Below are 13118 nucleotides of genomic sequence, written 5' to 3'. Positions count from 1 at the left end.
ACGGTGGCACCGTGCCCGCAGTCCAAGATGTGCTCGCCGAGTTCGACGAATACCTGGCGCTGCAGTGCGGCAGGTCGGAGCACACCCGACGGGCGTACCGGGGTGACCTGGTGGCGTTGTTCGACTTCACCGGCGGTGGTCTGGACACCGTGACCCTGCCGAGGCTGCGGTCCTGGCTGGCCGGCCAGTCCGCGGCCGGAGCGGCCCGGACCACGCTGGCGCGGCGGACCTCCACGGTCAAGACCTTCTGCACCTGGGCGGCCCGGCGGGGATTGCTACCCGACGATGCCGCGGCCCGGTTACAGGTACCCAAGGCGCACCGCACCCTGCCCGCGGTGCTGCGTCGCGATCAGGCCATCGACGCCATGGAAGCGATCAATTCCGCTGCCCGCGAAGGTGATCCGCTGGCACTGAGGGACCGGCTGATCGTGGAGATGCTCTACGCCACCGGGATCCGGGTCAGCGAGTTGTGCGGGCTGGACATCGACGACCTCGACACTTCACGCCGGGTGCTGCAGGTGCTGGGTAAAGGCAACAAGCAGCGCACGGTCCCCTTCGGAGAACCCGCACACGCCGCGTTGAGGGCCTGGCTCGCCGACGGCCGTCCCGCCCTGGCGACTGCCGATTCCGGCCCGGCACTGTTGCTCGGGGCCCGCGGGAAGAGACTCGATCCGCGTCAGGCCCGCACGGTCGTGCACCAGACGGTCTCTGCCGTCGACGGAGCCCCCGACATCGGACCGCACGGGCTGCGGCACAGTGCGGCCACCCACCTGCTCGAAGGTGGCGCCGACCTCCGCGTCGTGCAGGAGTTGCTCGGGCACACCTCGTTGGCCACCACGCAGCTCTACACCCATGTCACCGTCGAACGACTGCGCGCAGTGCACGACCAGGCCCACCCGCGAGCCTGACGTCGCCGCATGCCAGGGCCAGGAGAAGCTGTGATCCGATCCGTCGTGGATCTGCCGTCCGGACCCGTCTCGTATCTCAGCTGGGCGCCGCACCACCCCACGTCGACCGTGGTGTTGCTGCACGGCGGCGGCGTGGACAACGCCTCGTTGTCCTGGGGCGGCATCGGCCCGCGGCTGGCCGAAGCGGGTTATCGCGTCATCGCGCCGGACCACCCCGGCTACGGCCAGAGTCCGCCGGCCCGATGGCAGGCGACTCAGGACCGGCTGGTCGGCTACGTGGCGGAGTTCGTCGACGGGATGGAGTTGAACAGCTATGTGATCGGCGGGTTGTCGCTGGGCGGTGGCATGACGATCGGCCACGTGCTGGACCGTCCGGACCGGGTCGCCGGAGCGATGCTGCTGGGCAGCTACGGCATCATGCCGCGGCTGTCGGACGGACCGCTGTCGGGCGCCCGTCAGCTGGTCACCTGGGCGACGCTTCGCACGGGTCTGCTGGGTGCGGTGACTCGTTGGGTCGGCACCAACCGGGCGGCGATGACCCACAGCATGCACGCGCTGATCAGGGATCCAGAACAGCTGACCGACGCGTTGATGGACGAGATCATGACCGCGGCGGCACAACCCGACGGATTCCACGCGTTCGAACAGTGGCAACGCGACCAGGTCCGGTGGAACCTGCTGCGCACCGACTACACGCCGCGGCTGGTCGAAATGAGGTGCCCTGCGCTCGTCATCCACGGCGATCGTGACCCCGGTGTTCCCGTCGGGCGAGCCCGCGCCGCAGCCGAGCTGATCCCGGATGCGCGCCTGACGGTCGTCGACGGCGCCGGACACTGGGTCCAGCGCGACCGGCCGGACGGCGTGCTCGACGCGATCCGCGGATTCCTGCGGGACATCAACGCAGCAGCTTGAGCGCATTGTCAAGGATGCAGCGGCTTGAGCCGGACCGGAGTCTCGGCCAGCAACCCGAGCGGATCGACGTAGTCGGCCCGGGCCGCGGCACCCCACATCGCACCCCAGTGCAGGCACGCCGCCGCCCCACAACCGGGATGACCGGCCAGGAGCGTGCCGAGCAGCTGGCCTCCGCTCACCGTCTGACCGGGCCGCACGGCGGCCTGAACGGGTTCGTAGCTGGTCCGTAGCCCACCGGGGTGGGCCAGCGAGACCACCGGGCGGCCCGCCAGCACGCCGGCGAACACCACGGTGCCCGGGCCTGCGGCATAGACGGGTTGCCGGGGTGCGGCCGCCAGGTCGACACCCCGGTGACCGCGGTTCCAATTGGGGGAGGGGGCATCGAAATCCCTGGTCACAACCGGTCGTGGAGATATCGGCCAGTGCAGCCGCGCGCCTTCGGCGTGGGCGGAGCCCGGCCACGCCCCGACCACGGTCAGCACCAGCATCGTCGCGGCAAACCTCACCACCTCAGTTCAGTGCCGCTCCGCGCCGTGCGGAAGCCCTGAAACCGCAGCTGTGGATGAATGCGCCCCTCTTTGCCGCGTGGTAAAAGCACCCCTGTTCAGCGTGTAAACTTCTACCCGCAGCTCGCTAGCGGGCTGACTTCGCGTGTCTGCGCATTCGACTGCCTCAACGGGGTCGTACCCGGATGCCGACGGTCCTGACCTGGGATTTCCCAGATCGGGTTCGGCAACCAGCGGGCACCAGGGCCTGGCATCACCCGACGCCGGGCGACAACCGACATACAAAGGAACCATCTACTCATGGCTGTTGTAACCATGAAGCAGCTGCTGGACAGCGGCGCCCACTTCGGGCATCAGACCCGGCGCTGGAACCCCAAGATGAAGCGGTTCATCTTCACCGACCGCAATGGCATCTACATCATCGACCTGCAGCAGACGCTGACCTACATCGACAAGGCCTACGAGTTCGTCAAGGAGACGGTCGCCCACGGTGGCACCGTCCTGTTCGTCGGCACCAAGAAGCAGGCGCAGGAGTCGATCGCCGAAGAGGCCACCCGCGTCGGCATGCCCTACGTGAACCAGCGCTGGCTGGGCGGCATGCTCACCAACTTCTCCACCGTGCACAAGCGCCTGCAGCGCCTCAAGGAGCTCGAGGCCATGGAGCAGACCGGTGGCTTCGAGGGTCGCACCAAGAAGGAAATCCTCATGCTCACGCGTGAGAAGAACAAGCTTGAGCGCAGCCTCGGTGGTATCCGGGACATGCAGAAGGTGCCCTCGGCCATCTGGGTCGTCGACACCAACAAGGAGCACCTGGCGGTCAACGAGGCCATCAAGCTGGGTATCCCGGTCATCGCGATCCTGGACACCAACTGCGATCCCGATCAGGTCAACTACCCGATCCCGGGCAATGACGACGCCATCCGTTCGGCTGCCCTGCTGACCAAGGTCGTCGCCTCCGCGGTGGCCGAGGGCCTGCAGGCTCGCGCCGGCCAGGGTGCCGGTGAGAAGCAGGACACCGAGGGCGCTGAGCCGCTCGCCGAGTGGGAGCAGGAGCTGCTGGCCGGCGCGACTGCCGGTACCGCTGAGGGCGAGGCTGCTGCTGCACCCGAAACATCCACTGACGCTTCGTAATCCAGGAGAAGTCTTTAAATGGCTAACTACACCGCTGCCGACGTCAAGCGACTGCGGGAGCTGACTGGCGCCGGCATGCTCGACTCGAAGAACGCTCTGGTCGAGGCCGGCGGCGACTTCGACAAGGCTGTCGAGCTGCTTCGTATCAAGGGTGCCAAGGACGTCGGCAAGCGCGCTGAGCGTGCCACTGCCGAGGGTCTGGTCGCGGCCAAGGACGGCGCGCTGATCGAGCTCAACTCCGAGACCGACTTCGTCGCCAAGAACGCCGAATTCCAGGAGCTCGCCGACCAGGTCGTCGCGGCCGCTGCCGCTGCGAAGGCCGGCGACGTGGACGCCCTCAAGGCCGCCAAGGTCGGCGACACCACCGTCGAGCAGGCCATCGCGGACCTGAGCGCCAAGATCGGCGAGAAGCTCGAGCTGCGTCGGGCCGCCTACTTCGACGGCACGGTCGAGACCTACCTGCACAAGCGGGCTGCGGACCTGCCGCCGGCCGTCGGCGTGCTGGTCGAGTACACCGCCGGCGACGCGGACAAGGGCAAGGAGGCCGCGCACGCGGTCGCCCTGCAGATCGCCGCGCTCAAGGCCAAGTACCTCACCCGTGAGGACGTGCCCGAGGACATCGTCGCCAACGAGCGTCGTATCGCCGAGCAGACCGCGAAGGAAGAGGGCAAGCCCGAGCAGGCTCTGCCCAAGATCGTCGAAGGTCGAGTCACCGGCTACTACAAGGACGTCGTCCTGCTCGACCAGCCGTCGGTGTCTGACAACAAGAAGACCGTCAAGGCCCTGCTGGACGAGGCCGGCGTCACCGTGACCCGCTTCGTGCGGTTCGAGGTCGGTCAGGCCTAAGCACCAGAAGACTCGGGCGGCACACGATACTGCCCGTCGCAAAACCCCGCGCTCATTCCGGCGATCCCGGAAAGTGCGGGGTTTTGTTCATTCGTGACATGGTCGGTGCCGGGTAGTTGCTCACGCAGGGGCAAGAGGCTTTGCCGATGTGGGAGTGTGGCAGGTACCAATGGTGTTGGAGGTGACATGCGCGTAGGAGTGGTGTTTCCGCAGACGGAACTCGGTGGAGATCCGGGAGCCGTGCGCGCCTACGGCCAGCGTGTCGAAGAGCTGGGCTTCACCCACATCCTCGCCTACGACCACGTCGTCGGCGCAGATCCGGCCGTCCACCGGGACTGGGCGGGGCCCTACGACCTGTACACCACGTTCCACGAGCCCATGGTGATGTTCGGTTATCTGGCCGCGGTCACCTCGCTGGAACTCGTGACCGGAGTGGTCATCCTGCCGCAGCGCCAGGCCGTGCTGGTGGCAAAACAAGCGGCCGAGGTCGACCTGCTCACCGGCGGGCGGCTACGCCTGGGTGTGGGGCTGGGCTGGAATGCGGTCGAGTACGAGGCACTCGGCGAAGACTTCGGGAACCGCGGCAAACGGTCGGAAGAGCAGGTCGAGCTGATGCGCCGGCTGTGGACCGAATCGTCGGTGACATTCGAGGGTCGCTACCACCGGGTGACCGGCGCCGGCCTGGCGCCGCTGCCGGTGCAGCGCCCGATCCCGGTGTGGTTCGGAGCGGCCTCCGCGAGGGCGCTGGAGCGCGCCGGTCGGCTGGGCGACGGCTGGTTCCCGATGGTGGGGCCCGGCCCGGAGCTCGAGGACGCACGTGCGCGGGTTGAGCGCGCGGCCGTAGCCGCCGAGCGCGATCCGTCCAGCATCGGTATGGAGGGCCGCGTTGGCTGGGTGGGCGACCCGGACAAGGCGGCGGCCGACATCGCCGCGTGGGCCGACGCCGGAGCCACCCACGTCACGGTGAACACCATGGGCGCCGGGCTACGCACCGTCGACGAGCATCTGGCCGCGCTGCAGAGCGTGGCTCGGACGCAATAACGGCGGCTTGCTAGCGTCGGGGCGTGACTAGCGGTCAGCGCGGAGCGCGAAAAGTCCCGACCCGTGTCAGCGCCTTCGGCGATGATGCCCTCGGCGAGCACGACGCCGTCGGCCTCGTCGAGGAACTGCGAGCCGGCCGGGTATCTGCCGCCGACCTGATCGAGGCCGCCGTCGCGCGGGTGGAGGCGGTCAACCCCACCCTCAACGGACTGGCGTTCGAGGCCTTCGACCGGGCCCATGCCCGCGGCGCCGCTCCCAGCGCCTTCGGCGGGTACTTCGACGGTGTCCCGACCTTCGTCAAGGACAACACCGCCGTGCAGGGGATGCCGACCATGAGCGGCACGGATGCTTGGGAACCTCGGGCCGAACCGGCCAACGGTGACTTCGCCCGTGCCTACCTCGCCACCGGTCTGGTGCCGCTGGGCAAGACCCGGCTCTCGGAGTTCGGTTTCAGCGCGTCGTGCGAACATCCTCGGCTGGGCCCGGTGCGCAACCCATGGAACCCCGTCTATACGGCAGGCGCGTCGTCGTCGGGTTCGGGTGCCTTCGTCGCGGCGGGCGCCGTGCCCATCGCGCACGCCAACGACGGGGGCGGCTCGATCCGCATCCCCGCCGCCTGCAACGGGCTGGTCGGCCTCAAGCCGACCCGGGGCCGGCTGCCGCAGGACAAGAACATGCGGATGATGCCGCTGCGGATCGTGTCCGACGGGGTGCTCACCCGATCGGTGCGTGACACCGCCGCGCTCTACCGCGAGATGGAGAAGGTCTACCGCAATCCCAAACTTCCACCGATCGGCGACGTCAGCCGTCCGGGAAAGCAGCGGCTGCGCATCGCGGTGTGCACGCAATCCGTCGTGCACGACGCGGGCCCGGAGATGACGGAGCTGACGCACAAGACCGCCGCGCTGCTCGAGGAACTCGGCCACCGGATCACCGTGATCGGCAACCCGGTCCAAGCGCGTTTCAAGGATGACTTCCTGCTGTACTGGGCGTTCCTGGCATATGCGTTGGTGCGCGGCGGGAAGCGGTCTTTCGGCCCGAGCTTCGATCGAGACAAGCTGGACAATCTCACGCTGGGTCTCGAACGACACGCATCGCGCAATCTGCACCGGGTCCCGACCGCGACTGCGCGGTTGGCCCGGTCGCGGCGGGTCACCGAGCGGCTGTCCAACAGCTATGACGCCGTGCTCATGCCCACCCTGGCCGAGCCCACCCTGGAGATCGGCCGCCTCGACCCGACCGCGGACTACGAGCAGATCATCGACCGGCTGCTGGGCTGGGTGGCGTTCACACCGCTGCAGAACGCCACGGGAGATCCGGCGATCTCACTGCCGCTGGCCCAGACGGACGCCGGCCTCCCGGTGGGCATGATGCTTTCGGCGACCCGCGGCCGGGAAGCCCTGCTTCTGGAACTGGCCTACGAGCTCGAAGAGGCCAGGCCCTGGGCGCGCATTCAGGATCCGGCCCCCGCCGCCCCACGCAAACGCGCGCGAAAAGCAGTGAAATAAGCGGTTTTTGAACTCGTCGGCCAGGCCTGACGACGAAATCCGTTGCATCGGCGACATCATGACGTAACGCCGATCAGCGGGTGTTAACTCGCGCGACACTGCGATCTGCTCCGGGGGAAACACACGGCTCGCAGCATTCCCCACTGTGGAGACCGTAGCTTCGATACCGTCGTCTCAAGCATCCACAGCCCGTCGATCGCCGGAGATCGCGACTACTGCGGTGCGGACCGGGGGCACCTTCGGGTGTCTGATTCGATTCGCACTGGCCAACATTCGTCGCAGGCCCGAACGGTTTGTGTTGTCAGTGCTCGGGATCGCGCTGGCCATCGCGTGCGTCACCGTGGTGCGCACCATCTCGGCGAGTTTTGCGCTCACCGGGGCTGACTCGGTCGTCGATGTACTGGGTGACGCCCAGTTGTGGGTGGTGCCGGCCGCCGGTGTGCACTATGACAACGAGGCCCGCGCCCTGGTTGCCGATGGACCGCCTCCGGCGTTCGACCTGCCCGACGGCTGGCACGGCCGGATGACGATCTCTGGTGTGACGGTGATCGACGGCGCTGCGGTGTCCCTACGCGGCAGTGATGAAGTACCTTCTGGCCAAGCATATTTGGGCTCCGGATTGGCGGGCCGGTTGGGGGTCGCGTCCGGAGATGTGATCGACGTGGGGGCTCTGCCGCTCACTGCGAAGGTCTCAGGGGCGGGGGAGTCGATGACCGTGGCACCCGCGCTGGCCCGACTGCTCGTCGGCGACAACGGCTGGTGGACGGTCACGGCGCCGCCGGGCGACGAACATCGCCGCGACCTTGCCCAGACCTTCGGAGCCGCCGTGGGGTTACCGGCCACGGCCGACCCGTCGGTGCAGCCGGAGCCCGGCGGTCACGGTCTGATCTACGACACGGTCGGCGGCTCGGGTCCGCTCAGCTTCGAGCAGAAGTTCTCGGCGCTGTTCTCGGGGCAGGTCACCGGCTCGACCTTGGGGCTGATCTCCACCATCGGGCTCGCTCTGGGATTCGTCATCGCGGTGTCGTCCTTCCTGGCTGCAGTCGCCGAACGTAAACGCGAATTCGGGATCATGAGCAGCATCGGACTGGCCGACGAGGTGCTGTACTTCTTCCTGGTCGAGTCGGCGATCGTCTTCATGGCGGCCTACGCGGTCGGTGTGATCGGAGCGGGAATCGCTGTGGCACTGGTTATTCCGGAGATCGCCACACTGACCGCATGGGCGCAGGCAGCCGGAATGGTAGCTGCGTTCCTGCCCGCTATGGCCATCGTCGGCGCCCTGGTGCCCGTGCACCGGCTCCTGCAGCAACGTCCGGTCGACCTCCTGGGGGCAAGGTGAACAGCAAGGGCCTGGCCTACGGATGGCTGTCCGCCCGGCGGCGGATCCGCGAGATGGGGCTGCCGGTGGTGACCACTGCCACCGGGGCCTTCCTGGTGGTGCTGGTGTTCGGGATGTCGTCGGGGATCCGTGCACAGTCGGCGGCACTGGGTCACGCCGAGGAGATCAACCGGGCGGTGCTCCTGATCGCGGTCACCGTGCTGCTCGTCGGGGTAGTCGAAGTCGCGGTGGCGACCACCCGAACCGTGGCGCACCGTACCCGTGAACTCGGGGTGCTCGGAGCCAACGGCATACCCCGCGCGCCCGTCATCGCAGCTCTCCTGGTCGAACCGGTGGTGGCCGCCGTCCTGGGCTCACTGATCGGTGCGGCCTGCGCAGGTGCCACCGGCATCGTGGTCTCGCTGGTAGGCCTGGCGCCCACCGGGGTGTCCTACTCCGGGTTGGCAGTCGGCGCGGCGATCGCCGTCGGGGTCAGCGTCGCGGCCGCGGTCGCAACGAGTTTCGTGCCCACATTCAACGCCGCATCACGTCCACCCATTCGATCCCTGACTTCGGGAGGCTGAGCCAGCATGACCGCACTTCACGACACCGCCGCTGCTGCAATGGAAGACGCCGACCCGGTCAAGAAGCCCGTCATCGCGGTCAGCAACGTCTGGAAACTGCACAAGCTCGGCGACGAGGTGGTCAAGGCCCTCGTCGCCGCCGAACTCCAGGTGATGCCGGGGGAGTTCGTCTGTCTGATGGGCCCGAGTGGCAGCGGAAAGTCCACACTACTCAACATCATCGGCGGGCTGGACCGTCCGACCAAGGGCACCGTCACGATCGGCGGACAGGACACCGCGCAGTTGACGGAGAGCCAGTTCGCGGCGCTGCGGCACGACACCATCGGCTTCATCTTCCAGAGCTACAACCTGATCCCGTTCCTGTCCGCGGTCGAGAACGTCGAGCTTCCGCTCATGTTCGAGCCGTACGACCGGAAGTCGTTGCGCAAGCGCGCAACCGAACTGCTCGAGTTGGTGGGTCTCGGGCACCGAGTGCATCACCAGCCCACGAAGATGTCGGGTGGTGAACAGCAGCGCACCGCGATCGCACGGTCGCTGATCAGCAGCCCGACGCTGGTACTTGCCGACGAGCCGACGGCCAACCTCGACCACCGCACAGGGGAGACGGTGGTGCGCATGCTGCGTGACCTGTGCTCGACATTGGGCGTCACGGTCGTCGCAAGCACCCACGATCCCACGGTGGCCGATGAAGCGAGCCGTGTCGTCCGGATGCGGGACGGACAAATCGTCAGCTGAATCAACGGTATTGGGAGACGACTCAAATGACTCAAGAACTGGCCGCGCTCGCGAGGAGCAATCCGACCGAGGCCGCGGCGTCAGAGCGCGACAAGCTGATGACGACCGAGCTGGTCCCCGAACAGATCCTGCCCAAGGTGATGAGCACTTTCGGACTGACCGCGGCCTATGTCTTCATCATCTGTTGGATCACCGGCTCTTCGGTGATGGCGACAGGTGGGTGGACCGCCATCCCCATGTGGGTGCTGGGCATTCTCACGTTCCTGGTCCCCGCAGGCATGGCCGTGGTGGAACTCGGCAACCTGTGGCCCGGGCAGGGCGGTGTCTACATCTGGGCCACCCGGACGATGGGTGAGACCTGGGGCTTCATCGGCGGCTACCTGTCGTGGGTGCCGGTGATCCTCAATGCCGCATCGTCGCCTGCGGTGGTCCTCTCATTCCTGTTGCTGGCCTTCCACGCCGAGCTCGGTGTGATGACGAGCGTCATCCTGCAACTGGTGATCTTGTGGACGGTGGTCGGCCTGGCACTGGCAAAACTCGCCGCCAATCAACGGATCATGAACGTCGTCTTCGTGGTGTTCGGCATCCTTGCGCTGACGATCTTCATCTCGGGCGTGCTCTTCGCGGTGAAGAACGGTTCGGCGACGCCGTTCAGTTGGTCCGAAGCGACGATTCCCAACTTCGCCGTATCGGGCTTCCTGTATGGCACCGTGCTGCTCTACCTGCTCGGTGTGGAGACGCCGTACAACATGGGCGCGGAGTTCCTGTCGGTGCGCAAGAGCGGCCCGCGAATGATCCTCTGGGGTTCGACCGCGCTGGTCGCCATCTACCTGCTGACGACGCTGGGCACGATGATGGCGTTGCCCACCGCGGAGATCGACGCCGTGACGGGTGTCATCGGCATGCTGGACGTCGCGGGATTCCCCGGGCTGATGGAGATCTGCGCCGTCGTGCTCGCCTTGATCATCGTGGTCGCGTTGATGACGTATCAGGTGGCCTACTCACGGTTGATCTTCGTCTCCGGGCTGGAGCGGCACCTGCCGCGGATCTTCACCCATCTCAACCCGCGCACCCGTAATCCGGTGTCCGCCATTCTGATCCAGGGGGTCATCTCCTCTCTGATCCTGGTCGGTCTGTACTCGCAGAGCAGCCTGGTCAACACGACGATCTTCCTCCAGGGTGGCCTGTCGACCGTGTGGCTGCTTTCCGGCTTCTTCTTTCTGATCCCGGTCGTCATCGCCCGCAAGAAGTACGCCGATCGCTATGAGAACGAGACGTTCTGGCGCATCCCCGGCGGCATGGTCGGTGTCTGGATCACCGTGATCGTCGGCACCCTCGGCACCATTGGCGGCGTCTACTACTCGTTCGCGAAATCATGGCTGACCAGTGCCGGGGTCGGGGATGCCGAGTGGATGAAGTGGGTGGGCAGCATCAGCGTCGGCATGTTCGCACTCGGGTTGGTGGTCTACGTCTTCGGCCGCCGCTCGGCGCACAAGGTCTCGCAGGAGGATGCCCTGGCTCATCTCGCCGTGTTCGACCTCACCGCAGAAGGCACGACTGCCACCAAGGAGGATCTTCCCCGATGACCATGGACAGCACCCTGGTGCCGACCGAGCCCACCGATGCCGCAAGCCGCTATCCACTCGATCCGCTGACCGGTGCCGAGATCGAGGCGGCGGCGGCTGTCATCGCCGAATCGGACTACGCCACAACGACGTTGAAGTTCGTGATGATCCAGCTGGCCGAGCCGGCCAAGACTGCGACGCTGTCGTTCTCAGGGGAGGTCGAGGTCCCGCGTCAGGCGTTCGTGACGATGTACGACGGTGCCGCCAAGCTGATCTATGAGGCCGTCGTCGATCTGGACGCGAGGGTGATCGATTCGTGGACTCCGATTCCCGGCCGATTCCCCTCCTATCTGGTCGAACACATGACGGGGGTGGAGGAGAAGGTGCGGGACGACCCCCGCTGGCAGGAGGCCATGCGCAAGCGGGGCGTGACCGACTTCAGCCTGGCAATGATCGATCCGTGGCCGGCCGGATACTACGGCGCGCAGGACCACTACGAGAACTCGCCGCTGATCTGCCGGCCGCTGACTTTCATGCGCGCGGCACCGTCGGAGAACGGGTACGCGCGGCCCGTCGAGGGCCTGATCGTCACGTTCGACCTGGACAACATGGAGGTCATCGACATCGAGGACCACGGCGCGGTCCCGTTACCGTCCAAGGGCGGCAACTACTCCGGGCAGTTCATGTTCACGCCCGACAACCGGCCCGCGTTCACGCAGTTTCGTGACGATGTCAAGACGATCGACATCACCCAGCCCCACGGGCCCAGCTTCACCGTCGACGGATGGAATGTCACCTGGCAGAAATGGTCGTTGCGGGTCGGGTTCAACCCCCGCGAGGGCCTGGTCCTGCACGAGGTGACCTACACCGACCGTGGCGAGGTCCGGCCCATCATGTACCGCGCCGCGCTATCGGAAATGGTGGTGCCATACGGTGATTCGTCGCCGACGCACTGGAACAAGAACGTCTTCGACATGGGCGAGGTGGGGATGGGCTTCTCGGCCAATCCGTTGACCCTTGGCTGTGACTGTCTCGGTGAGATCTTCTACTTCGACGGAACGGTCAACGACTCCAGCGGCAACGCCGTCACCATCCCCAACGCCATCTGCATGCACGAGGAGGACTACGGGATCTCGTGGAAGCACACCGATTTCCGCACCGGCGAGGTCGAGGTCCGGCGGTCCCGGCGGTTGGTGATCTCGATGATCTGCACCGTCGGCAATTACGAGTACGGCTTCTTCTGGTACTTCTACAACGATGCGTCCATCGAGATGGAGGTCAAACTCACCGGGGTGCTGACCACCGGTGCGGTTCCCGCCGGCGAGACCCCGCGCTGGGGCAAGATGGTGGCACCCGGGATGTACGGTCCCAACCATCAGCACTTCTTCAACTTCCGGATGGACATGAGCATCGACGGTCCGGGAAACAGTGTGTACGAGGTGGATTCGATCCCCGAGCCGAACCCGGAACTGAACCCGCACCACAATGCCTGGATAACGCGGGACACCCTGGTGGCCTCGGAGTCCGAAGGGGCCCGGGACTGGGAGTACTCGACCGGCCGGTACTGGAAGGTGGTCAATCCCTCCAAGCTCAACGAGTTCGGCGCACCGGTCGGCTACAAGCTGATGCCGAAGGACATCGTCCCGGTCATGGTGCAGCAGGGGTCCGTGATCTATGACCGGGCCCGGTTCGTCCAGCACAACCTGTGGGTCACCCGATACGACCCCAGGGAACTCTTCGCCGCGGGGGACTACATGTATCAGTGCGCCGATGCCCAGGGACTGCCGCAGTATGTCGCCGACGACGCGCCGCTGACGGATACCGACCTGGTGCTCTGGTACACCGTGGGTGCCCACCATGTGGTCTGCCCGGAGGACTGGCCGGTGATGCCGTGCCACTACACCGGCTTCAAGCTCAAACCGGTGGGGTTCTTCGACGGCAACCCGGCGCTCGATGTTCCGCCGTCGCCGCCGGCGGCGTGCCACCACCACTGAGTCGCGGGCCCCTGACTGGCGCGGATGCCCTCGGATACCGGTGAACCGGGGGCCTCCGCGTCGGCTCGTG

General features: G+C 66.6%; 12 protein-coding genes. 11 read left to right on the top strand and 1 reads right to left on the bottom strand.

All coding sequences use genetic code 11. The features are described from left to right. The first annotated feature begins 11 nt into the window (after nucleotides 1-11). Both ACNQR1_RS25330 and ACNQR1_RS25325 read left to right on the top strand, forming a co-directional pair. Complete coding sequence (locus tag ACNQR1_RS25330) at nucleotides 12-908, top strand: tyrosine recombinase XerC (RefSeq protein WP_418048410.1); 897 nt, start codon at nucleotides 12-14, stop codon at nucleotides 906-908. A 30-nt stretch (nucleotides 909-938) separates the two neighbouring features. Continuing rightward, a complete protein-coding gene (locus ACNQR1_RS25325) occupies nucleotides 939-1820 on the top strand; it encodes an alpha/beta fold hydrolase (protein WP_418048409.1) in 882 nt (293 codons plus the stop codon). A gap of 8 nt (nucleotides 1821-1828) precedes the next feature. On the opposite strand, the gene ACNQR1_RS25320 is transcribed toward ACNQR1_RS25325, so the two are convergent. Beyond that, on the bottom strand, nucleotides 1829-2308 hold the full coding sequence (locus ACNQR1_RS25320; protein WP_418050493.1) for a M23 family metallopeptidase: 480 nt from the start codon (nucleotides 2306-2308) through the stop codon (nucleotides 1829-1831). Nucleotides 2309-2626: 318 nt separating this feature from the next. Here ACNQR1_RS25320 and rpsB point away from each other — a divergent pair, with 318 nt between their 5' ends. From rpsB to ACNQR1_RS25275, 9 genes are all read left to right on the top strand, one after another. Beyond that, on the top strand, nucleotides 2627-3457 hold the full coding sequence (rpsB, locus tag ACNQR1_RS25315) for a 30S ribosomal protein S2 (RefSeq protein ID WP_090425122.1): 831 nt from the start codon (nucleotides 2627-2629) through the stop codon (nucleotides 3455-3457). 18 nt (nucleotides 3458-3475) lie between these two features. Continuing rightward, nucleotides 3476-4303, top strand: a complete 828-nt coding sequence (tsf, locus tag ACNQR1_RS25310) for a translation elongation factor Ts (RefSeq protein ID WP_418048408.1) — start codon at nucleotides 3476-3478, stop codon at nucleotides 4301-4303. 186 nt (nucleotides 4304-4489) lie between these two features. After that, complete coding sequence (locus ACNQR1_RS25305) at nucleotides 4490-5344, top strand: LLM class F420-dependent oxidoreductase (protein WP_418048407.1); 855 nt, start codon at nucleotides 4490-4492, stop codon at nucleotides 5342-5344. Between the two features lie 23 nt (nucleotides 5345-5367). Then, nucleotides 5368-6852 (top strand): amidase, encoded by a 1485-nt coding sequence (locus ACNQR1_RS25300; protein WP_418048406.1) that lies wholly within the window; start codon nucleotides 5368-5370, stop codon nucleotides 6850-6852. A gap of 163 nt (nucleotides 6853-7015) precedes the next feature. Next, a complete protein-coding gene (locus tag ACNQR1_RS25295) occupies nucleotides 7016-8191 on the top strand; it encodes an FtsX-like permease family protein (RefSeq protein WP_418050492.1) in 1176 nt (391 codons plus the stop codon). Further along, entirely contained in the window at nucleotides 8188-8754 is a 567-nt protein-coding gene (locus ACNQR1_RS25290) for an FtsX-like permease family protein (RefSeq protein WP_418048405.1), read from the top strand. Before ACNQR1_RS25295 ends, ACNQR1_RS25290 begins: the two co-directional genes overlap by 4 nt. A 6-nt stretch (nucleotides 8755-8760) precedes the next feature. Further along, nucleotides 8761-9489 carry an ABC transporter ATP-binding protein gene (locus ACNQR1_RS25285; RefSeq protein WP_418048404.1) on the top strand — a complete coding sequence of 243 codons (729 nt, stop codon included), beginning with the start codon at nucleotides 8761-8763 and terminating at the stop codon, nucleotides 9487-9489. Nucleotides 9490-9515: 26 nt separating this feature from the next. Then, nucleotides 9516-11075, top strand: coding sequence for an APC family permease (locus ACNQR1_RS25280; protein ID WP_418048403.1), 1560 nt, complete (start codon nucleotides 9516-9518; stop codon nucleotides 11073-11075). Further along, the gene (locus ACNQR1_RS25275) at nucleotides 11072-13048 is read left to right on the top strand and encodes a primary-amine oxidase (RefSeq protein WP_418048402.1); all 1977 of its coding nucleotides are present in this window, start codon (nucleotides 11072-11074) and stop codon (nucleotides 13046-13048) included. The genes ACNQR1_RS25280 and ACNQR1_RS25275 overlap by 4 nt, the downstream gene beginning before the upstream one ends. Nucleotides 13049-13118: the final 70 nt, after the last annotated feature.

The organism is Mycobacterium sp. 48b, assembly GCF_048282725.1.
In the GTDB taxonomy this organism is placed as follows: domain Bacteria; phylum Actinomycetota; class Actinomycetes; order Mycobacteriales; family Mycobacteriaceae; genus Mycobacterium.
The sequence above is the reverse complement of the archived record's forward strand: the minus strand, read 5'-3'. Positions and strand labels throughout refer to the sequence as shown.

What these genes read in the sequence shown, in the direction of transcription:
- rpsB (WP_090425122.1), top strand. Translation starts at nt 2,627, where the DNA reads ATGGCTGTTGTAACCATGAAGCAGCTGCTGGACAGCGGCGCCCACTTC.
- ACNQR1_RS25305 (WP_418048407.1), top strand. Translation starts at nt 4,490, where the DNA reads ATGCGCGTAGGAGTGGTGTTTCCGCAGACGGAACTCGGTGGAGATCCG.
- ACNQR1_RS25285 (WP_418048404.1), top strand. Translation starts at nt 8,761, where the DNA reads ATGACCGCACTTCACGACACCGCCGCTGCTGCAATGGAAGACGCCGAC.
- tsf (WP_418048408.1), top strand. Translation starts at nt 3,476, where the DNA reads ATGGCTAACTACACCGCTGCCGACGTCAAGCGACTGCGGGAGCTGACT.
- ACNQR1_RS25320 (WP_418050493.1), bottom strand. Translation starts at nt 2,308, where the DNA reads ATGCTGGTGCTGACCGTGGTCGGGGCGTGGCCGGGCTCCGCCCACGCC.
- ACNQR1_RS25275 (WP_418048402.1), top strand. Translation starts at nt 11,072, where the DNA reads ATGACCATGGACAGCACCCTGGTGCCGACCGAGCCCACCGATGCCGCA.
- ACNQR1_RS25280 (WP_418048403.1), top strand. Translation starts at nt 9,516, where the DNA reads ATGACTCAAGAACTGGCCGCGCTCGCGAGGAGCAATCCGACCGAGGCC.